The organism is Coprococcus intestinalis (assembly GCF_023656595.1).
In the GTDB taxonomy this organism is placed as follows: Bacteria; Bacillota; Clostridia; order Lachnospirales; family Lachnospiraceae; genus Coprococcus_A; species Coprococcus_A intestinihominis.
Genome location: NZ_JAMOKJ010000012.1, coordinates 51,133 through 76,994, shown reverse-complemented (window position 1 = coordinate 76,994; position 25,862 = coordinate 51,133). Strand labels below are relative to the sequence as shown.

Sequence of the window (25,862 nt, the reverse complement as noted above, 5' to 3'; positions counted from 1 at the left end):
ACTCAATTCTGACCAAATGAATTGTTGCCTATTTGAATTTCTACATTCTATTATAACTCTCTTTTCATATAAAACTGCTCCGAAAGTTTCATAGACCCCAGAAATAACACTGCAGCAATAACAGCCAACACAACCATATAAATCGGATTTTCCGCAAATACCGCAAATGCTCCGGATAATTGTGAAACCTCTGAGAAATCATATCCGCCAAAATTGACAAATGCTACACAAAATACGACAACAACAGCAATATACATCACCCTGCCTTTTTCTGAACCGTATTTAAAAATCATCGGCAGACAAATCGCAGAAAATGCATGTCCTACACTCCATATAAGGCAAAAAATATTCAATACCCATACTGGATTAAAAATACCTCTTACCGCACCCACCAGACTATGTGCAGCTGCTAACACAACCGACAGCCCAGCAATAAGTAAAAATGACATCAGATACTTTGAATCCACTACCTGTTTTCTCGTATAAGGCATTGTCTCACAATATTGCTGCCACCTGCTTTTTTCATCATAGGCCACTAAAGATACTGAATTGATACCGCATAACACCGCAGGATAGGCCAGCATAAACAAATTACCTCCATCAGCCAGAGAGCACACGCCAAATATCAATACAATCAAAGCATATGGCCGACAATATTTCAAAAGCATATAATAATCCTTCAACAATAATCCCTTCATTATGCTCTCCCCCTTACCATCATCACAAATAATTCTTCAATATCAATCGGACTGACTTCCCAGCCTGCTGGCAGCTCCGCTCTTCTTACAACAGCTTCAACTCCATATGGTGACTCCCTTTTTCCAATCACAGCCTGCGGATTCAGTTCCTTAAGCTGCTCGGCACTGCATCGAATCAAACCATACAACTCTGTCAGCCTATCTTTTTCCTCGCACAGCACCAACTGACCCTGATGCATAAATGCAATATAGTCACAGATCTTCTCAAGATCACTGACAATATGAGACGAAACAAGCACTGCATGATTTTCATCTCTTGTAAAATCATTCAGAAGATCAAGTACATCATCTCTCACAACCGGATCCAACCCACTTGTGGCTTCATCCAGAATAAGCAGTTTCGGATGATGAGACATAGCAACTGCAATGCCGATCTTCATCTTCATACCCTTGGAATACTCACCAAATTTCTTCTGATCCGGAACTCCCAGTTTCACACAAAGCGCTTCAAAATAGTCTGAATCCCAGTTTTTAAAAGTGAGGGCCATAATATTGCCAACCTGCCTCCTGTTCAGACACTCCGGCAAGCCGACTTCATCCAACACAACGCCGATATCTTCCTTCAATGACTGCATCTCTGTCACATTGTCTCTTCCTAATATAGAAATACTTCCACAATCCCGGTGGATCATATTCAGAATCAGCTTGATAGTCGTACTCTTTCCTGCGCCATTCTCACCAACTAAGCCCATAATGCAGCCGCCGGGCAATGTCAGATTCAGATGCTCCAGATTGAAATCCTTATAGCTTTTACTTAAATCCCTGATCTCTATTGCATTCATTTACTCATCCTCCTCCAGGATACGAAACATCTCAATGATATCCTCCAGACTCAATCCACATGGCATCGCCAGCTTTCGTATCTCCTGTATATAGCCTTCAATCTTCTTCAAGTTCTCCTCACGCAGTAATTCCACATTCTTCGGTGCCACAAAACTGCCTTTGCCTGCAACTGTATAGATAAATCCTTCCTTCTCCAATTCCTCATAGGCACGCTTCGTTGTAATCACACTGATTCTCAGATCCTTCGCCAGACTCCTGATAGAAGGAAGAGACTCATCTTCCTGCATGTCACCGCCGATAATCTGCGCCTTGATCTGTGAATAAATCTGATCATAAATCGGGGCACCGCTTTTATTATCTATAAAAATATTCACGCCCTTGCCTCCTTGCCTACTGTATATATACAGTATATACAGTAAGTTCAGTTTTGTCAAGACACACCTCACGACTTTCTTATTTTATTTTTAATTCATAATTTTCCTGGATTTTATAAACTTTTCATTTAATCGACAACGACTTTTTACAGAATCTGCTTCCATGCCGATTTATAATAGTTGAACACTCGCAAAAAATAGATTATAATAAAAGGAGGATACACAATGACTACATTCTTTCAGGGAGGTACTGCTATGCAGATGCTTACAGGAAATGACTTTATTGATGAAGGTCCTTTCACTATTGATGATATTTTTGCACTTCCGGAGGGACAACGTGCAGAACTCATCGATGGACAGATTTATGATATGGCCACGCCAAACCGTATGCATCAGACAATCAGCTTTTCCATCGCTAGAACTATTGCCGATCATATAGATGCCAAAAACGGCGGATGTGAAGTGTATATGGCTCCATTTGCCGTCATTATACAAAACGATATCAAAAATTATGTGGAACCGGACATCTGTGTCATCTGTGACAAGGATAAACTCAGTGACAGAGGCTGTGAGGGTGCTCCTGATTGGATCATTGAAATCGTTTCACCTTCAAGCCGTAAAACAGATTACATCATTAAGAACACCGCCTACTCCCGCGCCGGAGTCCGTGAATATTGGATCGTAGATCCGGCCAAAGCATGCACAACCGTCTATGACTATGACAAAGATGCCGCCCCGACAATTATCCCATTTGACCAGTCTGTGCAATGCGGTATTTTCCCGGATTTATCCATAACAGTATCTGACTATCTCAAATAAAAAATGAAACCTCTGCTTTTTCATTACCTACACATATCCACCCTCTCGAAAAACATAAAAAGCCCCGGTCTTTATAGTGCTTACAGTAACAAAACTCTCTGAAAACGCTTGGCGCTGAGCCTGTTTTCAGAGAGTTTTTTATGCAAGTACCATAAAAACCGGAACTCTTTATATCTCAATCTTTATTCATTTTAACGCTGCATTTCCTGCTTTGCCAGCTGTCTTCCCATATAGAGGCCCACACCAATCTGCATCAACGACGTTGCAGCAGTCAGGAAGAAAACATATTCTGCACCGAACTTCTCCCAGATGACCCCCAGTACAGCTGAAACAGTGATAGCCAGAATATGGTCAAGACTCAGTCCCACTGACAGACTGGCTGTGACTTCCGACGGATCAATAGCCAATTTTCTCATCATGAAGGCATGTACCATATTAAACTGCTCCAGCAGAAAGGCCAGTATGTACAGGCAATAAACAAGGAAAACCCAGATACCGTGACTGCCGAGACCGCCTCTTTCTAGAGCACCCGCCGCTGCGCCAAGGGCTGCAATCACAACAAGCAGATATCCTCCCTCGAAGATCATCGTATACTTCAAACCTTTTTCATCCAGCATTTTTCCGAGATATTTGCTGAAAAATGCACCGATAAAAGAGGTCACAATTCCAAGCAGTGCCACAGTATCTGCACCTTTTCCCATCAATTCGATGATAATCCACGGTCCGAACACAAGCTTGATTCGCTTCTGACAGCCATAGGCAACCAGCGTCAGATAATACGGCATGTACTTCTTTCTCATGACGAACTTGCTCTTTGTCTTTGCCTGAATCTGCGTCCTTGGCATAATTTTCTTCATGTAAAACAACAGTCCGGCTGCAATCAGCGACAAAATTGCTGCAATGACAAAAGGTTTCAAAATCTTATCCTCAAAACTGAAGAATCCCCAACGATAGCCTGCAAAAATAACAAAAGCCGTCACCATCGTACACATATTTGCTTTGCTTTTGAAATTTCCCAGCGTCTTTCCGACTTCACCTTCTCTGGCCAGATCCATACTGATGGCATCGTTGAGAGGCATAAACAGATGCATACCCAAAGACTGGATAAACAGAAAAATCATCATCATGCCGTAGGACGGACTAAATGCCCCCATCACCATCAGACCAACCATCACCAACACCTGGGAAACAGCCGCAATGCCGATATCGCTGAATCCTGCCAGTGCTGAAATAATCAATGCACACAAAACCCCCGGCGATTCTCTCGGTATTTCCAGGAACCCTCTCTGGGCACTGTCCACATGGTAGACCTCTTTAAAATAGTTGGAAAATGTCGCCGAGCCAAGGCCTCCGGCAATAGCCGACAAACATACAACCAGCGTAAAAACAAAAACGGCTCTCTGAAGCTGTCTTTTTTTATTATTCTCTTCCATTATCCCTTATCTCCTCAGTCTATTCTTAATCCAGTAACTTTCTGACCATTGGCCCATCAAAAGTTACACTCTGCTTATGATCCACTTCAATCTGATACAGGGCGTTGGCTGCAATATGTTCTGCCGCCTGCTCCAGATCGCGGATACCTGTTGTATCTGCATAACGTGCCACAATAGCATCCAATGCCTCATCTGCTACAATACATTCCTCCGGTTTCAGCTGCATCCTGCCAAGTACCTTCGGCAATGCAAATTTTGAGAAAATAATCTTCTTCTCTTCCGGCGTATAATCAGGAATGTCAATCACTGCAAAACGTGACATCAGCGGTGCACTGATCTGGCTCTTGTCATTGGCTGTGGCAATCGGATAAACCCCCACCGTCGGCACCATACATTCTATGTAATTATCTGTAAATCCAAGATTATCCAAAAGGGTCAGCAATACATCAGATGGATTGCCGTTGCCCTTGCCGGAAGCAGCTTTGTCCAACTCATTGATAATAAAGACAAGATTGGATGCCCCCGCCATAGAAAAAGCTTCCAAAATAATGCCCGGTTTGGCATTGGCATAAATACGGGAGCTTCCGGTCAACTGCTCAGGGTCATTGATGGAACTCATGTCCAGAGTTGTCCAAGGCAGTTTCAGGATTCTTGCCACCGCATAGGCGATCTGAGACTTACCGGTACCTGCAGGTCCCACAAGCAAAAGGCCGTAGGCCGGCAATGTATGGGTTCTGTTGATCTGAATAATGGTCTCGATAATACGCTGTTTCACCCGCTCCATGCCATAAAGTTCCTCATCAAGGATCCTGCGGGCCTCCTTTGGATCAATGGCCTCGAAATAATTATTCTTCCACTGAATATTCATCATAATGGACAGGGCACGCTGGGCATGTCTGCGCTCTTCCGGTGACACCTCATGAGACCTTGCAACCGCAAGATTTCTTCTGGCCCAAAGTCTGATATTGTCCGGAAGCGTTCTTCCCGCACAATTCATAAAATCCGTAATACTCTGCAGGCTGGTGAGCTTCATATCATCGCCCATTTCTTCCAATTCTTCATCCACCTGTTCTTCTGCCGGTGCATTGCTGGCCAGCAGTCGTTCGATCATGAACTGCAAAAAGCCGTCTTCAGCAGAAAGCTTTGTTCCTCCGCCGAAACCAATCTCACGGATCTTGTAAACAGCATAGCCATCCACTCTGTTCTGACCCGACAGTCGGACATTGATATGATTCTCTCCCAACCACTTCAGCAGACTGACAAATCTGGAATCAATCTTCAGGATATCCGCTGAAAATGCCCCATCTTCCTCCTGAAATTCAAAGGACGTCCGCTTCACCGGATTCGTAAACATACCGCATACGTGATGCTGCCATTGACGCTTTGTATTATCCAGGATCATAATCGGCTTCTCCGGTGTAGCTGTCTCCTCATTCGATTGAAATGTTGTATACGTGCACTCCGGCTGCCTGCTATCCTCCGGTGCTGCACTGAAATCAAAAACTGGCATTATTATCACTCCTCTTCTTTGTCTGCTCTAAAACACATTTATCTCCAAAAACATATAAACTCATTGTACCATATGATTGGCCGTGACTTCAATTGCTTCTGCATAATTATGCATTGTAATTCCAGAAAGCTAAAAAATCTATGAAATCATCTTTTATTTCTTCAAAAAAAGCCAACCGACACTCCACGAATATCGGTTAGCTTAATTTTTACACGGACTTACACACCATACGCCGCACTGGCGCCCAGCATATCTTCTATCCTCAACAGCTGATTGTATTTCACCACTCTGTCGCTTCGGCATGGTGCACCGGTTTTGATCTGGCCGGCATTGACACCCACTGCCAGATCTGCAATGAAACTATCCTCCGTTTCTCCGGAACGATGAGAAACAATCACTTTATAACCAGCCCTTTTTGCTGTCTCAATTGCTTTCATCGCTTCTGATACGGTGCCAATCTGATTGACTTTGATAAGAATGGCATTGGCTGCCCCCATCTGTATCCCCCGCTGCAGTCTGGCACTATTCGTTACAAACAGGTCATCACCCACTAACTGAACTCGATTCCCCAGTTCCCTGGTCATATGCACCCATCCTTCCCAGTCTTCCTCATCCAGTCCATCCTCAATAGAACGCAGCGGATACTTCTCCGTCAGTTTTTTATAATACGCAATCATTTCATCTGCTGAACGCACAACGGGACTGCCTTTCAGGCGGCTTTCCCCCTCGAAAATATATTTGCCTGTCTCGTCGTTGTAGAGTTCACTGGCGGCAGCATCCATCGCAAATGTCACATCTTCTCCCGGTTGATAGCCGGCCCTTTCAACAGCCCGCATCAGATAATCCAACGCTTCCTCTGCATTTTTCAAATTCGGTGCAAATCCGCCCTCATCCCCAACAGCTGTCACATGGCCATCATCCAACAGTAGTTTCCGTAAAACATGATACACTTCTGTTCCCATTCGTAAAGCTTCCCTGAAGCAGCATGCTCCCACAGGCATAATCATAAATTCCTGAAAATCCAGCGCTGAGGTTGTATGTGCACCGCCATTGATGATGTTCATCATCGGTACCGGCAATATATGGGCATAGGTTCCTCCCAAATACTGGAATAACGGCAGCCCCGACATCTCTGCGCCGGCTCTTGCCGATGCCATGGAAACACTGAGCATCGCGTTAGCTCCCAGTCTCGATTTATTCTCTGTGCCGTCATAGGCAATCATCATACGATCCAGATGCATCTGCTCCGTGACAGAATGGCCTGCGACAATATCTTTGATATCCACATTCACATTGGCAACTGCTTTATTCACACCTTTTCCATCATAGCGATCCTTCTCATCCCGGTCCCGCAGCTCCAGGGCTTCAAACTTTCCTGTAGAAGCACCGGAAGGCACAGAAGCACGCCCCGCAATGCCTGCTTCACAGATAACCTCCGCCTCCACCGTAGGATTTCCTCTGGAATCCAGAATTTCTCTTGCCTTTACATCTAAAATCGGACAAAAAATACGTATCATGATACAGCCTCCTTCTAGCCGCGGCGTCTTCTAAGTCTTATGCAAGTTGTAAAATTCATTGATTCTAAGCAGGCACGCTCTCGCTGCACAACGCTGGCAGCGGTACTAAAACGGTACAAAACACCGTTTAAGGACCGGCCGCGTTGAAAGCACCTGCTTATGAATCAATGAATTTTACAACTTTTTCATATATTTTCTAAAGACGCCGCTGTCTATAAATAATCTGTATCAGTATGCGTATTTTTATTTATATTATTCGTCTATAAGTTATATAGTATTTTAACGCTAATAAAGGTTCTCTTATCTTCTCCGCATTTCCCAAAACGCTACAGCACTTGCAGCTGCCACATTCAAAGAATCCACACCGTGATACATCGGAATTTTAACGGTGTAATCACAGTCTGCTATAGTATTGGCTGCCAGCCCGTCTCCCTCTGTACCAAGAACAATGGCCAGTTTTTCTTCATGAACAAGCTGTGGATCATCGATGCTGACGGAGTTATCATCAAGGGCCATGGCAGCTATTTTGAATCCCATTTCATGCAGCCGTCCCACAGCCGGCTCCGGCCATGACATCTGACTATCCATAAACGTCCAGGGAATCTGAAAAACGGTTCCCATACTCACACGGATGGCCCGACGATAGAGAGGATTGCTTGAAGCTGATGTCAGAAGAATGCCATCCATTCCCAGAGCCGCTGCTGAGCGGAAAATTGCTCCCACATTCGTCGGATTCATAACATCCTCCAGAATTGCAATTCTTCGGGCATTTTTGCAGACATCTTCCACTGACGGCAAACCTTTTCTTCGCATGACACAGAGCATACCTCTCGTCAACCCAAACCCTGTCAGCTGGGTCAGCACATCAAATTCAGCTGTATACACCGGAATATCCCCGCACTGAGCCAGTATGAGAGCAGCCTGTCCCTCCACATGTTTCTTCTCAACAAGGCAGGATATCGGCTCATATCCTGCATCCAAAGCCGTCTGAATCACCTTTGGGCTTTCAGCAATAAACATGGCATTTGCCGGATCTTTGCGGTTCAACAACTGATTCTCCGTCCAACGGGCATAAATATCCAACTCCGGTGCTGAAAAATCATGGATTTCTATGATATTGACCATTTCCTTTTCCTTTCCAAACAGCAACTCTCAACTGCTTCCTGTCAAAATGACTCATCTAAAGCAAGGAGCCTATTTATTCAATAATCGTTCCACAAGATGCACGGCTTCCGCAGCATCCCGCGAATATCCATCGGCACCAATCTCATCTGCGAAACTCTGAGTTGTAACGGCACCGCCAATAATGATCTTGCTGCTGCAATGCTTTGCCTGTGCAAGTTCTACCACGTCACGCATTCTCATCATCGTCGTTGTCATCAGAGCAGAAAGGCCGATGATGGCCGCATGTTCTTTAACAGCCGTCTCAATAATGCATTCTGCCGATACATCTTTGCCGAGATCAATCACTCTGTAACCATAATTCTTCAGCATCAGCACCACAAGATTTTTGCCGATGTCATGAATATCGCCTTCCACCGTCGCCATAATGATGGTGGCTTTTTCCTCCTCATCATCCTTGATCAGCATTGGCTCCAGATAATTAATCGCCTTCTCCATGGTTTCCGCACTGGCAATCAGCTGGGGCAGGTAATATTTCTTCTCCTCAAACAGCACGCCTACCTTCTGGATAGCGGTGATCAAATGTTTTTGGATCATATCATCCGGCATAATACCGGCATCCAGACCTTCTTTTACAAGGTTAATAATACTGCCCTGGCTACCCTTCATCACAGCCTCAAAGATTTTCTCTCCCGGAGTCAGAACCACTGCTGCTGCCGCCGTGCTTTCTCCGCTCTGCTGTTCTTTGACTGCGTTCATGCGGTTGATATATCGGATATCTGCACCAGGATGATTCATCAACAGATCAGATGCAAAAGCAGCGTGCATCAAAAGGTCCTGGGACGGATTTGCAATGGCCATGGTAAGGCCTCTGCTAATAGCCATGGTCAAAAAGGCTGTATTAACATAGGAGCGTTCTGGCAGGCCAAAGGAAATATTAGACAAACCGCAGATGGTTGCCAATTCAAGCTGATCATGACAATAAGAAATCGTATCCAGTGTTTCAATGGCTGCATTTTTGTTGGCACCAATGGTTGCCACCAGGCCATCCACCACAATGTCCTCTTTATGGAAGCCCAACTCCAATGCACGATCCATAATTGTATGAATAATCTGAATCTTTTCATCTATATTCTTCGGCAGCCCCTCATCCGACAACGGCAACAAAATAAACATAGCACCGTATTTTCTCGCAATCGGAAGCAAATGTTCAAACTTTTCCTTCTCAAGGGAAATAGAATTGATCAACGCACGCCCCGGATAAACACGCAGTGCCGCCTCAATAATATCTACATGACTTGAATCAATGCAAAGCGGCAGATTCACTACTTGGGTAACAATCTCAATGGACTTCAGCATCATGGCTTTCTCATCGATACCATTCATACCCATATTGACATCCAGAATCGATGCGCCTTTCTCTTCCTGAGCCAACGCCATATCCATGACCATATCCATCTGGCCTTCCCGAAGGGCTGCCTGCAGTTTCTTCTTGCCGGTTGGATTGATACGCTCACCCACAACCTTAAAACCGGCATCCAGTCCGATTTCCAGTGTCTGACGTTCCGAAGCCAGTACACGTTTGTATGTTTGGCTGACTGCCGGTACAGGATATGCCTTGGCTGCCTCCTTAAATGCCCGGATATGCTCCGGTGTTGTACCGCAGCATCCGCCCACAATGCCGGCCCCTGCCTCCAGAATCAATCTGGCCTCCGCAGCAAATTCTTCCGGTGTCATACGATAAACAGTCTCACCGTCAATCACTTCCGGCATGCCGTCATTTGGCTTGGCTATAACCGGAATATTGGCGTATGCCTTCATCTCACGGACAAGTTCTGCCATCTGTTCCGGACCGGTTGAACAATTGACGCCCACCGCATCAGCCCCCAAAGACTGCAAAACTACCATGGCTGTACAAGCGTCTGTTCCAAAAAGTGTTCTTCCGTCTTCATTAAAAGAAAGCGTCACACACACCGGCAGGTCTGTCACTTCGCGAATGGCAATCAGCGCCGCACGGCACTCATTCAGACTCATCATTGTCTCAACAACAAAAAGATCAACTCCCGCATCCACCAGATAACCGGCCTGTTCTTTGTAAATATCAATCAGTTCTTCAAATCCCATATCACCCATAGGTGCCAGCTGACGACCGGTCATAGTCATATCCCCGGCCACCAAACCTCTGTCCCCGGCTGCCGCCTTTGAAATGGCTACAAGCTGATGATTCATCTCTTCAATCTTATCTACCAGCCCGTACTCATCCAGTTTGATTCTGTTGGCTGTAAAAGTCGGAGCCAACACGATATCACTGCCTGCCTCAAAATAAGCTTTCTGCAGCTGCATCATTGTATCCGGATGTTCCAAAATCCAGGCCTCCGGACACACACCCGTAGGCATGCCTGCCTTCTGCAGATTCGTTCCGGTGGCACCATCCAGAAAAACGATTCTTTCTCTGCACAATCGCTGAAATTCTTCTCTTGTCATCTATCTTAACTCCTTCTTCGCCTGTAAAATAATCCGTTTGATCAATGCTGCCCTGTTAAAAGGTGTCATCATATAATAACCGTCGCACACATCTTCCAGACGTTTCATCAAATCCACACTGATGGTTTCCGCCACATCTTCATAAGCCTCACGGCTCATACCGGCCTCATACCGCTCCAGCACCTGATCCGGCACATGAATTCCCGGCATCTCATTCTTGATAAAAAGCGCATTCTTCCTACTGACCAAAGGCATAATACCTGCTATAATCCTGCCGCCGGACTTTTCCTTCAGTTCCTTCAACCTGTCAATATCTTCCTGTCCGTAAACCGGTTGTGTCAGAAACCATTGTGCACCGGCTTCCATCTTCTGACACATTCTGGCTGCTATATTGTCTATGGAACCATTATTATGGTTCAGGGCACCGCCATAATAAATTGGGCGGCTGCCAAATACTTCCTGATTCATCGTCTGTATATACTTCATCAGCTTGATGGAATTGAAATTAAAAACGCTCTTAATACTCTCCCGGTCACCTCTGGCAATCGGATCCCCTGTTACGATCAGTGCATGCCGCAGCCCGTTCATCTGCATTCCCAGAAGCTGGGACCGATGGGCAATCATGTTCTTGTCACGACAGCAGATATGTGGCATTGCCTCCATCTGTCTTGTATAACGCATCTTGATGGCGGAAGCAATCGAATCGGCTCTTGGTCTGGCCAGCGGAGAATCGGCCAGCGTGATCATATCTACATTAATATCCCGGAGTAAAGCTGCCCCTTCCATGAGTTTTGTATCATTGACATCAAAAGGCGGATCCAGTTCTACCACGAAAACCTTCTCCCCGCGTTCAAGTTTCTGTATAAAATCTGTTTTCTCCTCAACGGCTTCTTCCGCACAATTTTCCTTTCCATCTGCACTATATACAGCAGGCATCAGCTTTTTGGGCGGTCTCACATCATTCACCAGCAGATCATGCAATCCCCTGATATGCTCCGGTGTTGTACCGCAGCAGCCGCCGATGATATCAAAACCAAGGGCTGCGATTCTTCCCATCATGTCTACATAATAAGGTACATTTTCAGAATAAAATGTTCTTCCCCTAAGTTCCGTCGGATAACCGGCATTCGGCAGCACTGTCATGTACTTGCCCTCAGGAAAACTCTGATTCTTCAGAAGTTCATACAAATGAAGAGGGCCCACCCCGCAATTAAAACCAACTGCATCCAGTTCCTTCATCGCTGCTGCTTCTAACAGAAGTGCCCGCACACTCAAACCTGATCGGGTATAGCCATTCCTGTTAAAACTGAACTGCGTCACAATGAATGCATCCGGACACTCCGCTTTAATATAAGCAATTGCCTTTTTCACACTGCGAAGCTCGGATAAAGTTTCAAATACAAAAATCTTTGCTCCCAACCCCAAAAAACAATCCGCCAGATGGATGTATTCATTCTCAACATCCGCAGCAGATTTCGTCTCATTCTCATCAATAGGCCCCATATCCGCAGCAATCCATACATCTCTGCCGCTGTCTGATACAGCCTGACACGCATTCTCCCAGGCCGCTTTTAACACTGCCTCAATCTCATCTGCCGAAAAAAACATACTGTTCACCGCAAATGTATTGGTACGAATCAACCGTGCCCCGGCCTCTATATACGCACGGTGAATGTCTCTGATCTGCTGCAGATCATCCAAATTTGCACGCTCTGCTAACTTTCCTTTGTATCCTGTCAAACGGTCGTACCAGGTTCCCATGGCGCCGTCCGTAATCAATCTGTTATTTGCCAAATATTCTCTGATATCCATAACTGTATCTTAATCCCCCCGGTTCTCTGTAATTTCCCATATGTAATGAATAACGGTTCGGACAGTCCTCACGCCCGCAATCCCTGCAGATCGTGCTGCAGCGCTTGTCTTTATCTGTTGTCAGAATACCGATAAACACAACCGATTTCATCGGTCTCAGCGCGCCGTCACGCGTCAGCCGGATGGCTTCACTGCATTGAATCTGCTTCAAAATATCTGCCATACTTCCATCTCCTCCTTCATCCGGATCAGGAAACTGATATTTTTCAATATAGACATTCTTCTTCACCAATTCATCTTCCAACAGTCCATATAAACATTGAAGAGCCTCCATTGCCAGACAATCTGCGGCATAACTGTCAAGAATCTGTCCCTTGTCAGACCATTTTTCCAAAAGCTGATCAATGCCTTCTCCAAGCGTCGCTGCCGCAAGAACTTCCTTTCCATGTACCTCATACCAAATCTCCGGTTCCAGTGCTCGCTGCATTCTGTACCAGACCATCTGTACATGAACCGATGACATCACAGTCTGCAGTTTGTACTTCTTCAATAGTTCTGTCCAGTCCTCACTATTCAGTTCAACCACCGGTTTTAGATTCTGTACCATTTATTGTCACTCATTTCATACAAGTATAGTAGAGTTATTATAGCAGAATCCAATATTTTTCGCAACAAAATAAGCCGCCTGCTGCCCTGGTGATGACATATTCTATATCTAAACAGAATTTTCATCATTGGCAGTAAACGGCTTATTCTTAATTTCTTTTATCTTTTTATCAATCTACATCCATTTAAAGCGCATCTATTTGCTCTCAAGAATCTTCTCAACACTGACAAGCTTGACACAAAGTGCAAAAAGCTTGGCCGCAACAGCCAGTTCTTCAACTGTCGGATAAGATGGTGCAATACGGATATTGCTGTCCTTAGGATCCTTTCCGTATGGGAATGTAGCACCTGCACCTGTCATCACAACGCCTGCCTCTTTTGCCTTGGCAACAATCGCTTTCGCACAGCCCTCCAAAGCATCAAAAGAAATGAAATATCCACCAAGAGGCTTTGTCCATGTACCGATTTCAAGACCGCCAAGTTCATCCTCCAGTGTCTGCTCAACCATTTCAAACTTCGGTCTCAGAATATCGGCATGACGACGCATCTGTGCTTCCACACCATATCGATCTCTGAAGAAACGAACATGTCTCAGCTGATTCAGCTTGTCGTGACCGATTGTCTGAACAACCATGTATTTGCGGATATCTGCCATGTTGGCATCGGATGTCGCAATAGCTGCAACGCCGGAACCAGGGAAGCTGATCTTAGACGTTGATGTAAACTTGAAAACCATATCCGGATGACCGGCCTTAGCACATTCTTCAAGGATCTCCAGGATTTCATCCCTCTTATCTTCATACAGATGATGGACACTGTAAGCATTATCCCAGAAAATTCTGAAATCTTCTGCTGCCGGTGTCAATGCCGCAAAACGTCTGACAACTTCATCAGAATAGGAATAACCCTGTGGGTTGGAATACTTCGGTACACACCAGATTCCCTTGACTGCCGGATCATTATTGACATATTCTTCTACCATGTCCATATCCGGTCCATCCTCATGCATCGGGATTGTGATCAGATCAAAACCAAAAGTCTCTGTAATCTTGAAATGACGGTCATAGCCCGGTGCCGGACAAAGGAATTTCACCTTGTCAAGCTTGCACCATGGTGTATGTCCAAGAAGGCCGAACATATAAGCTCTCGCTACTGTATCATACATCACATTCAGACTGGAGTTACCAAAAATCATAATGTTATTCGGATTCACTTCAGCAATAGAGGCCAACAGTCTCTTTGCTTCCGGAATACCATCCAGTACACCATAATTACGGCAGTCTGTGCCATCTTCACATTTCAGATCAGACTCACTGTGAAAAACATCCATCATTCCCATGGAAAGATTCAGCTGTGCGATAGAAGGCTTGCCTCTGGACATATCCAGCTTCAGCCCTTTCTCCTTGTATCCCTGAAATTCCTTATCAAGTTCTTCCTTCAAAGAGAGCAGTTCTTCTCTGCTCATTGATGCATACGCCTTACTCATCATTGTTGACATTCCCTTCTGATCACAGAGTGCAGACTGCGCTCTATGTATACCCTTTTATTCATAATACAAATTGCGCTCTTATTATAACGCTAAGCGATGAATGAATCAACAATCTTTTGCATTTTTTTGCAAGTTAATTAATATAATCCTGCAATTTCAGCATTTTTCGTGAATATTACCAGTGGTTTTTGCATTAAATCGGTTTCTTTTGTCCATTATTTAAAATTACGATAACTGTCCCAGACAGTAAGGATCACTCAGCAAACCCTTCTCAACTTCTCTTTCTGCATGTCCATACCATCCGATATACCCTGCATATAGGTTGCCTGAAGTTCAGCCTCCTTCATCAGATACCATGCCTCTTCAATCCGATCCAATATCGCACACAACTCCGGTGAAAGCTCTTTCAGCATCTCTTCATATTCTTCACGTACCTCTTCTGATGCTTCCAGTTCTTCCTGATACTGATCTGATGTCTCCCACCATGCCATGTTCTGCAATCTCTGAATCTCTAACAACTGTTCTAATTCGACGATTTCCTTCCTCATTTTCTCCACCTCATCTTCTATTCTCAATGTTATCCTGCAACTCACATGTAAGCATTACAAACTATAACACAAAAATACCAGAATGGGTGTCGAAAGCCGTCGAACAGGCACCCCAAAGATTTCGACAAAAATCGGCATCCATGCGCAATCAATATCGCTGTTTCGAAAACAATATAGATTATCTCTCACTGATGCTTCCTTTTTTGATGCCGCAGTCTGCTGAGAGATTCTGAGCGAATGCCAAGAAAAGAAGCAATCTGCTGATTACTTGCGATCTGATCGACTTCCGGCCACTTTTTGCAGAACCATTCATAACGCTTATTGCCCGGCAAATAAAGCCGCTTGATATTGATCTCATTCTGAAATTCCAGCGCCTGATGCAGACATCTGACATAGAGCTTGGCCATTCTCGGATATTGATGCATAAGGTCAAAAACTGCCTGCACCGGTATCTCCAAAACAGTGGTTTCATTCAGCACTTCTACACCGACAACCGACGGCGTTTCTTTTCCAACAAAAATTTCTACAGAATTCGCGACCATTCCCTTCTCTGTCATGAAAGAATCTGTCATTTCTGTCTGTGATTCATCAATAAAATAACATCGGAGCATCCCTTCAATAAGAACATAAACCTTCTTTTGAATATCACCAATATCGTAAATACAATCACCTTTTTTATAATGTACAATCTCCGATAATCTTCCCAACTGCCCCGTCAACTCTGGATTATTTAATGGAATACATGCATTGATTGCTTCCACTGTTGTCATAACATCTCTACCCCTGTCCATTCTGTCTTTTCTCTATCATTTCCTTGATATCCATATAATCCCACTGCAGATCCTTTGTCACCAGAATATTTTCCAATGTTTTTGCCTCTTTTTCACTTTGCTTCATCTGTGCTTTCAGACGACTCAATGATTCCGGACGCATTCTTAAAAAGGATGCAATCTGCTTATTACTTGCACTGGCCTCAACCTCCGGCCATTTTTCACAAAACCACTGATATCGTTCTTCAGCCGTCAGGTTCATTCTCCGATTATTAATGACGCAGAGATACATCATGGTCTTCTGCAGATATCCTGCATACACCCAGATCAATGTTGGTATTTCATCGGAAAGCTGAAGTATTTCTTTAATCGGAACCCGAAAAACCTCTGTCTCTGTCAATGCTGTCATCCCAACCGTTGACTGTTTATTGAAATTTTCTACATTCATGAAATCATTCTTCTCCGAAAAAAAGCACAGAACAACCGGATGCTGATGCTCATCATAAAAATATGTATAAACTGCCCCTCTCAGCAACATATAAAAATGTGTATAGGTCTCTCCTGCTTTATGGATTTCCTGCCTTTTCTTGTAAATGACTGTCTCTGAAATCTCACTCAGTCTTCTGATCACCGCTTGATCCTGTGTACGGAAAAGTTGCCTGATCAATTCTTCTGACACCATATATCATTACCCCTTATATTCATTTTTAAGTCATGATTCCATAATAGTAACATTTTAAACATAGAATTTCATTAACATTTGTTAATATAATTTTTGTTCTAAAAAAAATAAACAGGTTATAAAGCATGTTTTCTTTTCGCTCTATAACCTGTATTGTCCGTCCATTTCTTTTCTCACATCAGCAGACCATCAATTTTTTATTATACCCAGCGCTTTGTTTCTACTTTTTCAAAACGGTATTTCTGCTGCACATCCGGGTATTTGGTTCTATCTACCTCACTCATAAACATCCCGTATGGTCTGGCACATGTTTTATACGGCGGATAAAGCGCTTCATAAATCACCAGTTTCTCACCTGTTTCCGTATGCTGTGCAAATGCCAGAACTTTGTATAAGTATTCCGCACTTTCCTCTGATACCCATTCCCGTTTGAAATGTCGAACAATATCTCCCACTTCAATGTCCCTTTCAAGAACATCCTCTGCAGCTGCTTCATCTCCCTTAGATTCGGAATGACCATTCTGTTCATCCATCCGGACATTCTCTGCTGCCGCCTGCTCAGGCTTTCCCTGCGCATCCAGTTCAATATATTCCTCTCTGTCAATGGATACAGGAATACCTGTCTTTCCCTCAATGTGAACACCACCATACCAGGTACCTGTTACTTTACAGATATCTCCTACTTCGTATTCCATTGTATAATCATCTTTTTTCTTTATGATCTTTACTTGTTTCATGTTCTTCTCCACTTCTTCTGATTCATTACAATTCCCGCTTTTTCCGCACCGCTTCATTCGCTTTCCGTTTCACCGGATTCATCCGGACACCTGATTCACCCTCGACACCAATACATCCAGAATCTCCTTTGCAACTGCCAGTTTGTAAGTCAGTCTTGTAGGCTGCACTGCCAGTTCAATATAATAGGACTTCATGTCTCCGTTAATCACAATTGCAAAATACACCTGCCCAGGAACGGATGCATCCGGATTGGCCGGATCTATATTTCCCATGGTTCCTGTCACACCGATACCGATATCCGCTTGATAAGTTTTCGCACAGGCTGCTGCCATTGCCTCTGCTGTTTCCTTGGAATAGACCGTATACCTGTCAAGTATGTCGGCCGGCACCCCCTGCATAACTTTTGCCTCATTGCAATAAGTCACAAAAGCCCCCTTGAATACCGCCGAAGAACCCTCTGTATCAGTGATCAACGAAGCAATCTGACCGGAAGTCGCACTCTCCATGGTCGTGATCGTCATTTTCTTCTCTATCAGAAGTTTCGTCAACTGCCTGTATCCTTCCCTGACCGCTGCCTCCTCGTATTTTGCTCTATTATTCTCGGAGATTGCCTTTGCATTCACCAAACCGCCGCATTTATCACCCATGTCCGGCTTCTTCAAATTCTCTGTATATTTTTCAACCATACCTTTAAATTCTTCTTCAACATCCCTGTAAGGCCTTTCTCTGAAATCCGGTTCCGACATCAATATAGGCGTCTGTCTGCGCTCTTCTCCCGGCATCATTATTCTAAGTTCATGCTCCATCATCTCATCATCTATCTGCTTGCAGAACTTTTTCTCTTCGGGTGTCAGATCCGCCAATTCAAAATAATCATAAATGACATCCATGATCTGTGCCTCGATGTCCAGATAATTCGTCAGATAAGGTTTCACCGGCCGGATAATATCCGCAATATAAGCCTCACTGGCGTCATGCAGCAAACATGCCAGAACAATTCGCCCCGACCATCCTCTGGCAGCTGCTTCACTGGCACAATTCATCGAATGCTGCGCCACCGAAAAAAAATAGCGGATATGCCCACCGCCCCTGCAAACCAGGCTTAGTGCATGGGCAATATCCTCCACACAAACATCCTGTTTCATCATCTTCAGCGGATCAAAAATCCGCCCGGTAAAAGTATTCATTGCACTCATCTCATTTTACTCCTAAACACTTCTTCTGTCATATTCATTCGTTTAGCAGCTCCTTGAATAGTCAGAATACTGTCTTTAATCAAATTTGTTAAAATCTGAAGCTTTCCTTCTTCATGCTCTATACATGCCCGCTCTTTTATTATATCTTCTATAGCTGTACGCATATCTATCCTCTCCCTCAGGAATTTCTATAGACATATTTTTCTCTGTATCCACCATACTATCATCAGTCATTTGATTAATCAAGTCCATTTCCCGTTCAATTCTCTTCTCATTCTGCCCCCATTCGACACCCTTCGACAGATTCTGATATTCTTCGCCAGCAATAATCCAAATTCATAAACTTCATTCACGCCAATCGAACATACAAAATTAAAAGCCCGATCGATGAATCTTCCTTCGACCGGGCTTTTAATGAATTTCCTGTAATTTCATTTAATACACCTTCAACTTTCATAGAATTCGATTGGATAAATTATGTTCCTTTTGGACTATACCTCCTATTCATAAATTTGCATGTCCACTATGGGCCTCTGCCTTTCTTCATAATCATCATCTCCTCTGTTACATGTATAGCTGTTAACGACATCTATGTAAACTCGTGAGAGATTATTATTCGATTTGATCAAGACTTCTTATGCCATTGGACCGTCCTCCTGTTCTAAGACTCGACTACTTCTAACTATCCTCTTGGTCTAATACTGGAATAAACTTCCTTTGTTTCTGTTAGGCATCTCCTCTTTGTTGTCTTTATAGTAACACAGTTATTTTAAAACGTCAATAGTTTTCTTTATATTAATCTTCCAATTATAAATATTCAGAATTTTCGTACTTTTTAAGTGTACTCACCTACTATATACGGCTTTCCCCCCTCTTCTCTCTTCCTGCAGAAACATTTCTATCTTCTTTCTGACTAATAAAAAAGCGAAACTGTCTGTACACAAATAAATATGCCTTCCAGTTTCGCTTTAAATCTACAAGGATTTGCAAATCTCTTATATCTATTACATTTTTAAGATGACATTGATTTTGTCTTTTAGCATATCTGCAAATATCTGACCATCTTCAGCTTTGCCTGCTACCGAACCATAATGTGTCGGTACTGCTGCTTTCGGATGAATTATTTCTGCCAGCTCAGCTGCCTCTTCTGCTGTCATTGTATACGTTCCGCCGACAGGAATCATAGCCACATCACACTGGATTTTCTTCACATCCTCATTGATATCCGTATCTCCAGCAATATAATAAGTCACCTCATTCATTGTCACAAGATAACCTACCCATTGATTCTGCTGCGGATGAAACTGTTTGCCAATATTGTAGGCAGGCACTGCCTGAATCCTGACACCATTGATCTCCAGTTCATCTCCCGGAGCTACCAATTCTGTAAACTCCTCAGAAATACCGCTGTTGCTCAATGAATCCTTCATTGACTTCGGACAGACAAGAATCGTTGCTGCATTTTTTACCTTCGCCAGATCTTCCGGTGAATAGTGATCAAAATGTTCATGGGTCACGCAAATAATATCAGCATCATGGGTTTCTTCCTCCACATGAAATGGATCAAAATAAATGATCTGATTTCCTGCTATACGAATACTGCTGTGAGTTAAAACCTGAACTTCTTCATACATTATCTGTTACCTCCTTGCTTTTTCTCTATTCTACCATATCCGGCACTCTCTGTCCTTATGAAGCTGAATTTTCTTTGGCTTTCTTGAAAGCCTCATCCAATGTATGCCAACCCAGGACTGCACACTTTACTCTGGCAGGCATATGGGCAATATCTTTCAATGCAGAAGCTTCTTCCAACTGATCGATTTCCTCATCCGTCGCTTCTCCCTGAATCATACGCAGGAACATGTCACCAAGCTTCAATGCCTCTTCCTTTGTTTTTCCAAGGATCATCCCCAGCATAATGTCTGCGGATGCCTGGGAAATGGCACATCCATCTCCTACAAAGGCACCATCTTCAATGACATCGTTTTCAACTTTCAATTTCAGAAAAATATCATCTCCGCAGTTTGGATTGACTCCTTCCAGAACAATATTGGCATCCGGAAGATCATGTTTATACTCCGGCCGCAGATTATGTTCTGTCAATATTTCATTATAAAAACTTCTACTCTCCATATCCCATTCTCCTTCTTATGCTGGCAACGCTCTTTACAAAAGCATCCACTTCATCCAATGTATTGTAAAACATAAAACTTGCTCTTGTCGAAGAATGAACGCCAAGATAGGTCAGAAGCGGCTGAGCACAGTGATGACCGGCACGAACATCAATGCCGTCTGAAGCAAGGATTTCACTGACATCGTGCGGATGAACACCCTCTATTGTAAAAGATACGATACCTGTATGGTTTGCCGGATCTTCAGAGCCCATCACATGTACATGCGGCACCTTAGCCAATCCTTCCATCGCACGCTGTGTTAAGGCCAGTTCCTGCTCCTGGATAAAATCAAAGCTTACCTGATTCAGGTAATCAATGGCAGCCGCCAACCCTGCTGCACCGGCAGCATTCACTGTTCCGGCCTCAAATTTATGCGGTAATTCCGCAAATACTGCCCCTTCTCGTGTCACGGAATCTATCATTTCACCGCCAGTGAGAAATGGCGGCATTTCTTCGAGCAATACTTTCCTGCCATATAATACACCGATTCCCATCGGCCCCATGAGTTTATGCCCTGAAAATGCCATAAAATCCACATCCAGTTTCTGCACATCCACAGGCATATGCGGTACACTCTGCGCACCATCCATTACAACCACTGCGCCTACTTCGTGTGCGCGGGCCACGATTTTCTCTATCGGATTGACACATCCGAGAACATTGGATACCTGAGCCACTGCCACCAGTTTTGTCTTCTCATTGATTACCGTCTGAATCGTTTCATCTGTCAATGTGCCGTCAGTTTCACACTCCATAAACTTTAATTCAGCACCGGTCTGACGTGCCACCATCTGCCATGGCAAAAGATTGCTGTGATGCTCCATAATAGTGACCGCAATCTCATCTCCAGCCTTCAGATGGCTGAGGCCATAGCTGTAGGCCACCAGATTCAGCCCTTCTGTTGTATTTCTTGTAAAAATAATCTCTTTCTTGGAAGTTGCATGAATAAAATCACGTACTGTCGCTCTGGCGTTCTCACAACTCTCGGTAGCCTTCAGACTGAGAGGATAAAAGCCTCTCAGCGGGTTCGCATTTTCTGTCTCATAAAAAACCTTGACTGCATCCAGTACAGCCTGCGGGCGCTGGGCTGTTGCTGCATTATCTATATAAATCGTATCCTCATTCTGTAAAAGAGGGAAATCTTTTCTGTAATCACTGGCTGTCATTGCTCATCACCTTTGTAAGCTGGTCTGCTACAATCCTTTCTGTTTCTTCATCCTGTATATGCTGGTAGAGGACTTCAAGTTTTGCTTTTGTCATAATATCCTCGGCTGTCTCCTGATCGATGCCTCTGGCCGCAAAATAGAATAATGTTTCTTCATCCAATTCACCAATGGTTGCGCCGTGGCTGCCATCTACATCCTCTTCTGCGCAAAGAATCAATGGAATCGTCTTATTCTCCACATCATCCCCAAGCAACAGTACATTCTCAGTTTCTGCACCTTTGGATCCCGATGAACCGCGTTTAAAATCAATGGAACCTCTGAAAACTTTCTTTGCCGCATCTTTTAGTGTACCATCTACCTGAATGTCACAATTTGTCTTCTTTCCCCAGTGGTTGATAACCAGATTCATATCCAATGTCTGCTGCTTCTGGCCAATATAGCCAATCTCCGTGTGTAGTTCAGACTGGTTGCCTTCCAGTTCTGTCTGAATGCCGTTATATACATCACCTCTGCCGACAAACATCTGAAGAACATCAAGCTTTGCTGTCTCGTCGCAGACAGAACCTACTGCGTTCAGTAATCTCTGTCCTTCATCCAGCATATTGATCTGTATCAGACGAATCGTGCTGTTTTTCCCAGCATAAAGTTTTGTTCTGAATGCCAGATCGCTCTGAGCCTTTTTGCCAGATGTAAACTTCTCAATCACTGTCACACGGGCATTTTCTTCCGCTGCAATATAAACAGTTCCCGCTGCATTCTCCTTATCTTCACTGCTGATATCCAGTCTGATGACTCTGTCACCGGCTTCAGCCTTTGCTGTAAACTGTAAAATCGGAAGATTCTCATCCTCAAATATCGCATCCGCCTCAGCGCCGACGCCTGTTGTCATTTCCTTTATATTCAAACCGGCTTCAGATACCTGTTCCGGCTCTTCTGCCATCACCATGCAAGGCTGCACATCCCCATTCCATTTCACTGTTGTATCATTTAAATGGAGCCAGTACCATGTTTTGGATGGCAGCGGATTAATCTTTAATGTCTCATTCTCTTTCATCTTCAAATCCTCCTTTACCCTATCCAATACTGCCTTTCATTTCAAGTCGAATCAGATTGTTCATCTCAAGTGCATACTCAAGAGGCAGCTCCTTTGATACGTTGTCCGCAAATCCACTGACGATGCACGCTCTTGCATCTTCCTCGCTCATGCCTCTGGACATCAGATAGAAAACAGCCTCGTCACTGATACTGCCGATCTGTGCTTCATGACCTACATTAGCATTCTTGGTACGGATATCCATAGCAGGGATCGTATCTGATCTGGATTCCGAATCCAGCATCAAAGACTGGCAGGAAACCGCAGATTTTGCATTTTCTGCACCTTTATTCACAACAACAGATGAACGGAATGTACTGATACCGCCATCCTTTGAAATAGATTTAGTATTAATATAAGAACTTGTATTTTCTCCAATATGAACAACTTTGGCACCTGTATCCAGATTCTGGCCTTTGCCGGCAAATGTAATGCCTGTAAATTCCATCTTGGAGTCACGGCCTTTGAGAATGCTCATCGGATACAGATAGGAAACATGTGAACCAAAGGAACCGGATACCCATTCAATGGTACCTCCTTCTTCTACCAATGCTCTCTTTGTGTTCAGATTGTACATATTCTTGGACCAGTTTTCAATCGTCGAATAACGAAGTCTTGCATTCTTGCCCACAAAAAGCTCCACACATCCGGCATGCAGATTGGCGACATTATATTTCGGTGCTGAACAGCCCTCGATGAAATGCAGATCGGCCCCCTCATCCACAATGATCAGTGTATGCTCAAACTGTCCTGCACCAGGCGCATTTAATCTGAAATAAGACTGAAGCGGAATTTCAACAGAAACCCCCTTCGGTACATACACAAATGAACCGCCGGACCAGACAGCCCCGTGAAGTGCGGCAAACTTATGATCTGTCGGTTTCACCAGCTTCATAAAATGCTTCTTCACCATATCTGCATATTCACCGGTCAATGCACTCTCCATATCGGTATAGACAACACCCTGTGCAGCGACTTCCTCACGAACATTATGATAAACCAGCTCGGAATCATACTGGGCACCGACACCGGCCAATGACTTTCTCTCTGCTTCAGGAATACCCAGACGCTCAAATGTATTCTTAATATCTTCCGGCACATCGGACCATTTGGCTTTCATCTTCGTATTCGGCCTGACATAAGTAACAATCTGATCCATATTCAAGCCTTCTATAGATGGCCCCCAATCCGGCACTGCCATCTCATTGTAAATTTGAAGAGAATGCAGACGAAAAAGTTCCATCCATGCAGGATCATGTTTCTCTTTGGACAATTTCTGCACAATTTCAGGCGTCAGTCCTGCTTTAATCCTGTATGCGTCTTTTTCATCATCTTTAAAATCATATATGCTTCTATCTATATCTTCAACTTGACTCTTTTCTTTCACCGTCAGTCACTCCTTTCCCACGCCGCTTTTACTGCTCCTGAGTTTCATAACTTCCGAATCCGTTTTCATTGATCTCTTCAACAAGGGATGCATCTCCAGTCTTGATAATCCTGCCTTCAACCATGACATGGGTATAATCCACATGCAGTGCTTCCAGAATTTTTGTACTATGTGTAATAACAATTAAACTGCCTTTGCATGTCTTCTGGTATTCTTCAATACCTGCTGAAACTGTACGTACTGCATCCACATCCAGGCCAGAGTCTGTCTCATCAAGGATGGCCAGTGAAGGTTTAAGCATCAGAAGCTGAAGGATCTCTGCCTTCTTCTTCTCACCGCCGGAAAAGCCCACATTCAGATCACGTTCCGCATAAGACGGATCCATCTGCAAAATAGCCATTGTCTTCTCAAGATCTTTCTTGAAATCCCACAGTTTGATTCTCTTGCCGGTTTTCTGTTCCAGTGCATTTCTAATAAAGGAACTCAGTGTCACGCCTGGAATCTCAAGCGGATTCTGGAAAGAAAGAAAAATACCGTCTTTGGCACGCTCATTGACTGGTTCCGCCGTAATATTCTTGCCTTTAAACCATATTTCGCCGGACTTCACAGTATAACGTGGATTGCCCATCAGTGCATAACCGAGGGTAGACTTACCTGTACCGTTCGGTCCCATCAAAACATGCGTCTCCCCTTCACCAATGGACAGATCCACGCCATGAAGGATTTCTTTATCTTCAACATCAACATATAAATCTTTTACATTCAATAACTGCTTGTTCAACATTTTTATGCCTCCTACTTGTTTCTTCTCTATTATAATTATGCTGTATTATTATGCTGTATTTTCCTGTGTTATCTGTATCTATTCATCGAAACGGCCCTTCCCAGCCACATCAGCCAGTGTCATATTATCCAGATAATCTGTAATAACATTCGACAACCCCTGCCATACCGGAAGCGTACAGCAAAGCTCTGCTCTCCCGCAAGGTTCTGCATCATCCTTGAGACAGGATACAGGTGCCAGTGTTCCTTCGGTCAATCGAAGAATGTCACCGACTTTATATGCCTCCGGCTTTCTGGTCAGATGATAACCGCCGCCTCGTCCGCTAGTTCCTTCAATATAGTGTTCCTTTGACAACATTCTGGCAATACTCTCAAGATACTTCAGAGAAATACTCTCCGCTTCCGCTATCTCTTTCAGCGGTACAAACTCCCGGTCTGCATTGACCGCCAGATACGTCATAACCCGCAGTGCATAACGCCCCTTTGAAGAAATCATTATCATCCTACATTCATTCCTTTCCTGTTTCTATGTGTATGATATACCCATTTACCTACTATGTCAATAGGCAATTAAAATAGTGCATCATCTAAACTAAAAAACACCCGCCGGATTTATTC

25 protein-coding genes are annotated in these 25,862 nt (G+C 44.0%); 1 reads left to right on the top strand and 24 read right to left on the bottom strand.

Annotation, left to right across the window (positions count from 1 at the left end):
* Positions 1–50: 50 nt before the first annotated feature.
* From NBH03_RS10070 to NBH03_RS10060, 3 genes are read right to left on the bottom strand one after another with little or no spacing between them, the layout of a single operon-like run.
* The gene (locus NBH03_RS10070) at positions 51–698 is read right to left on the bottom strand and encodes an ABC-2 transporter permease (RefSeq protein ID WP_215632935.1); all 648 of its coding nucleotides are present in this window, start codon (positions 696–698) and stop codon (positions 51–53) included.
* Positions 698–1,540 carry an ABC transporter ATP-binding protein gene (locus NBH03_RS10065; protein WP_215632936.1) on the bottom strand — a complete coding sequence of 281 codons (843 nt, stop codon included), beginning with the start codon at positions 1,538–1,540 and terminating at the stop codon, positions 698–700. The genes NBH03_RS10070 and NBH03_RS10065 overlap by 1 nt, the downstream gene beginning before the upstream one ends.
* Positions 1,541–1,915 carry a GntR family transcriptional regulator gene (locus NBH03_RS10060; RefSeq protein WP_215632937.1) on the bottom strand — a complete coding sequence of 125 codons (375 nt, stop codon included), beginning with the start codon at positions 1,913–1,915 and terminating at the stop codon, positions 1,541–1,543.
* Between the two features lie 225 nt (positions 1,916–2,140).
* On the opposite strand from NBH03_RS10060, the gene NBH03_RS10055 reads away from it, so the two are divergent.
* The gene (locus NBH03_RS10055) at positions 2,141–2,734 is read left to right on the top strand and encodes a Uma2 family endonuclease (RefSeq protein ID WP_215632938.1); all 594 of its coding nucleotides are present in this window, start codon (positions 2,141–2,143) and stop codon (positions 2,732–2,734) included.
* A 191-nt stretch (positions 2,735–2,925) separates the two neighbouring features.
* On the opposite strand, the gene NBH03_RS10050 is transcribed toward NBH03_RS10055, so the two are convergent.
* From NBH03_RS10050 to NBH03_RS09950, 21 genes are all read right to left on the bottom strand, one after another.
* A complete protein-coding gene (locus tag NBH03_RS10050; protein ID WP_215690977.1) occupies positions 2,926–4,167 on the bottom strand; it encodes an MFS transporter in 1,242 nt (413 codons plus the stop codon).
* A gap of 25 nt (positions 4,168–4,192) precedes the next feature.
* On the bottom strand, positions 4,193–5,677 hold the full coding sequence (locus NBH03_RS10045; protein WP_250799499.1) for an AAA family ATPase: 1,485 nt from the start codon (positions 5,675–5,677) through the stop codon (positions 4,193–4,195).
* Between the two features lie 218 nt (positions 5,678–5,895).
* Positions 5,896–7,194, bottom strand: coding sequence for a phosphopyruvate hydratase (eno, locus tag NBH03_RS10040; RefSeq protein WP_250799498.1), 1,299 nt, complete (start codon positions 7,192–7,194; stop codon positions 5,896–5,898).
* Positions 7,195–7,494: 300 nt separating this feature from the next.
* Positions 7,495–8,319, bottom strand: a complete 825-nt coding sequence (locus tag NBH03_RS10035; protein WP_250799519.1) for a TrmH family RNA methyltransferase — start codon at positions 8,317–8,319, stop codon at positions 7,495–7,497.
* A 69-nt stretch (positions 8,320–8,388) separates the two neighbouring features.
* A complete protein-coding gene (locus NBH03_RS10030; protein WP_250799497.1) occupies positions 8,389–10,800 on the bottom strand; it encodes a homocysteine S-methyltransferase family protein in 2,412 nt (803 codons plus the stop codon).
* Entirely contained in the window at positions 10,801–12,612 is a 1,812-nt protein-coding gene (locus NBH03_RS10025; RefSeq protein ID WP_250799496.1) for a bifunctional homocysteine S-methyltransferase/methylenetetrahydrofolate reductase, read from the bottom strand.
* Positions 12,584–13,219, bottom strand: coding sequence for a hypothetical protein (locus NBH03_RS10020; RefSeq protein ID WP_215690983.1), 636 nt, complete (start codon positions 13,217–13,219; stop codon positions 12,584–12,586). The genes NBH03_RS10025 and NBH03_RS10020 overlap by 29 nt, the downstream gene beginning before the upstream one ends.
* A gap of 195 nt (positions 13,220–13,414) precedes the next feature.
* On the bottom strand, positions 13,415–14,707 hold the full coding sequence (locus NBH03_RS10015) for an aspartate aminotransferase type Ic (protein ID WP_215690984.1): 1,293 nt from the start codon (positions 14,705–14,707) through the stop codon (positions 13,415–13,417).
* Positions 14,708–14,964: 257 nt separating this feature from the next.
* Positions 14,965–15,255 carry a hypothetical protein gene (locus NBH03_RS10010; RefSeq protein ID WP_117538562.1) on the bottom strand — a complete coding sequence of 97 codons (291 nt, stop codon included), beginning with the start codon at positions 15,253–15,255 and terminating at the stop codon, positions 14,965–14,967.
* Between the two features lie 185 nt (positions 15,256–15,440).
* The gene (locus NBH03_RS10005; protein ID WP_250799495.1) at positions 15,441–16,046 is read right to left on the bottom strand and encodes a Crp/Fnr family transcriptional regulator; all 606 of its coding nucleotides are present in this window, start codon (positions 16,044–16,046) and stop codon (positions 15,441–15,443) included.
* Complete coding sequence (locus tag NBH03_RS10000) at positions 16,033–16,707, bottom strand: Crp/Fnr family transcriptional regulator (protein WP_250799494.1); 675 nt, start codon at positions 16,705–16,707, stop codon at positions 16,033–16,035. The genes NBH03_RS10005 and NBH03_RS10000 overlap by 14 nt, the downstream gene beginning before the upstream one ends.
* A gap of 200 nt (positions 16,708–16,907) precedes the next feature.
* Positions 16,908–17,444 carry a DUF1653 domain-containing protein gene (locus NBH03_RS09995; RefSeq protein WP_250799493.1) on the bottom strand — a complete coding sequence of 179 codons (537 nt, stop codon included), beginning with the start codon at positions 17,442–17,444 and terminating at the stop codon, positions 16,908–16,910.
* Positions 17,445–17,522: 78 nt separating this feature from the next.
* Entirely contained in the window at positions 17,523–18,641 is a 1,119-nt protein-coding gene (locus tag NBH03_RS09990) for a nicotinamide-nucleotide amidohydrolase family protein (RefSeq protein ID WP_250799492.1), read from the bottom strand.
* Complete coding sequence (locus NBH03_RS09985) at positions 18,638–18,805, bottom strand: hypothetical protein (RefSeq protein ID WP_215690992.1); 168 nt, start codon at positions 18,803–18,805, stop codon at positions 18,638–18,640. The genes NBH03_RS09990 and NBH03_RS09985 overlap by 4 nt, the downstream gene beginning before the upstream one ends.
* An 840-nt stretch (positions 18,806–19,645) precedes the next feature.
* Complete coding sequence (locus NBH03_RS09980; protein ID WP_250799491.1) at positions 19,646–20,275, bottom strand: MBL fold metallo-hydrolase; 630 nt, start codon at positions 20,273–20,275, stop codon at positions 19,646–19,648.
* A 55-nt stretch (positions 20,276–20,330) separates the two neighbouring features.
* Positions 20,331–20,774: a Fe-S cluster assembly sulfur transfer protein SufU gene (gene sufU, locus NBH03_RS09975; RefSeq protein WP_117527514.1), complete on the bottom strand. Its 444-nt coding sequence runs from the start codon at positions 20,772–20,774 to the stop codon at positions 20,331–20,333.
* Entirely contained in the window at positions 20,764–21,981 is a 1,218-nt protein-coding gene (locus tag NBH03_RS09970; protein WP_250799490.1) for an aminotransferase class V-fold PLP-dependent enzyme, read from the bottom strand. Before NBH03_RS09970 ends, sufU begins: the two co-directional genes overlap by 11 nt.
* Complete coding sequence (locus NBH03_RS09965; RefSeq protein ID WP_015515442.1) at positions 21,968–23,035, bottom strand: SufB/SufD family protein; 1,068 nt, start codon at positions 23,033–23,035, stop codon at positions 21,968–21,970. The genes NBH03_RS09970 and NBH03_RS09965 overlap by 14 nt, the downstream gene beginning before the upstream one ends.
* A 19-nt stretch (positions 23,036–23,054) precedes the next feature.
* On the bottom strand, positions 23,055–24,461 hold the full coding sequence (sufB, locus tag NBH03_RS09960) for a Fe-S cluster assembly protein SufB (RefSeq protein WP_250799489.1): 1,407 nt from the start codon (positions 24,459–24,461) through the stop codon (positions 23,055–23,057).
* Between the two features lie 28 nt (positions 24,462–24,489).
* Positions 24,490–25,245: a Fe-S cluster assembly ATPase SufC gene (sufC, locus tag NBH03_RS09955; protein ID WP_117527518.1), complete on the bottom strand. Its 756-nt coding sequence runs from the start codon at positions 25,243–25,245 to the stop codon at positions 24,490–24,492.
* A 78-nt stretch (positions 25,246–25,323) separates the two neighbouring features.
* Positions 25,324–25,740: an RrF2 family transcriptional regulator gene (locus tag NBH03_RS09950; protein WP_503587136.1), complete on the bottom strand. Its 417-nt coding sequence runs from the start codon at positions 25,738–25,740 to the stop codon at positions 25,324–25,326.
* Positions 25,741–25,862: the final 122 nt, after the last annotated feature.

Coding starts and splice junctions, on each gene's coding strand:
- NBH03_RS10070 (WP_215632935.1), bottom strand. CDS start 698: ATGAAGGGATTATTGTTGAAGGATTATTATATGCTTTTGAAATATTGT.
- NBH03_RS10065 (WP_215632936.1), bottom strand. CDS start 1,540: ATGAATGCAATAGAGATCAGGGATTTAAGTAAAAGCTATAAGGATTTC.
- NBH03_RS10055 (WP_215632938.1), top strand. CDS start 2,141: ATGACTACATTCTTTCAGGGAGGTACTGCTATGCAGATGCTTACAGGA.
- NBH03_RS10050 (WP_215690977.1), bottom strand. CDS start 4,167: ATGGAAGAGAATAATAAAAAAAGACAGCTTCAGAGAGCCGTTTTTGTT.
- NBH03_RS10045 (WP_250799499.1), bottom strand. CDS start 5,677: ATGCCAGTTTTTGATTTCAGTGCAGCACCGGAGGATAGCAGGCAGCCG.
- eno (WP_250799498.1), bottom strand. CDS start 7,194: ATGATACGTATTTTTTGTCCGATTTTAGATGTAAAGGCAAGAGAAATT.
- NBH03_RS10035 (WP_250799519.1), bottom strand. CDS start 8,319: ATGGTCAATATCATAGAAATCCATGATTTTTCAGCACCGGAGTTGGAT.
- NBH03_RS10030 (WP_250799497.1), bottom strand. CDS start 10,800: ATGACAAGAGAAGAATTTCAGCGATTGTGCAGAGAAAGAATCGTTTTT.
- NBH03_RS10025 (WP_250799496.1), bottom strand. CDS start 12,612: ATGGATATCAGAGAATATTTGGCAAATAACAGATTGATTACGGACGGC.
- NBH03_RS10020 (WP_215690983.1), bottom strand. CDS start 13,219: ATGGTACAGAATCTAAAACCGGTGGTTGAACTGAATAGTGAGGACTGG.
- NBH03_RS10015 (WP_215690984.1), bottom strand. CDS start 14,707: ATGATGAGTAAGGCGTATGCATCAATGAGCAGAGAAGAACTGCTCTCT.
- NBH03_RS10010 (WP_117538562.1), bottom strand. CDS start 15,255: ATGAGGAAGGAAATCGTCGAATTAGAACAGTTGTTAGAGATTCAGAGA.
- NBH03_RS10005 (WP_250799495.1), bottom strand. CDS start 16,046: ATGGACAGGGGTAGAGATGTTATGACAACAGTGGAAGCAATCAATGCA.
- NBH03_RS10000 (WP_250799494.1), bottom strand. CDS start 16,707: ATGGTGTCAGAAGAATTGATCAGGCAACTTTTCCGTACACAGGATCAA.
- NBH03_RS09995 (WP_250799493.1), bottom strand. CDS start 17,444: ATGAAACAAGTAAAGATCATAAAGAAAAAAGATGATTATACAATGGAA.
- NBH03_RS09990 (WP_250799492.1), bottom strand. CDS start 18,641: ATGAGTGCAATGAATACTTTTACCGGGCGGATTTTTGATCCGCTGAAG.
- NBH03_RS09985 (WP_215690992.1), bottom strand. CDS start 18,805: ATGCGTACAGCTATAGAAGATATAATAAAAGAGCGGGCATGTATAGAG.
- NBH03_RS09980 (WP_250799491.1), bottom strand. CDS start 20,275: ATGTATGAAGAAGTTCAGGTTTTAACTCACAGCAGTATTCGTATAGCA.
- sufU (WP_117527514.1), bottom strand. CDS start 20,774: ATGGAGAGTAGAAGTTTTTATAATGAAATATTGACAGAACATAATCTG.
- NBH03_RS09970 (WP_250799490.1), bottom strand. CDS start 21,981: ATGACAGCCAGTGATTACAGAAAAGATTTCCCTCTTTTACAGAATGAG.
- NBH03_RS09965 (WP_015515442.1), bottom strand. CDS start 23,035: ATGAAAGAGAATGAGACATTAAAGATTAATCCGCTGCCATCCAAAACA.
- sufC (WP_117527518.1), bottom strand. CDS start 25,245: ATGTTGAACAAGCAGTTATTGAATGTAAAAGATTTATATGTTGATGTT.
- NBH03_RS09950 (WP_503587136.1), bottom strand. CDS start 25,740: ATGATTTCTTCAAAGGGGCGTTATGCACTGCGGGTTATGACGTATCTG.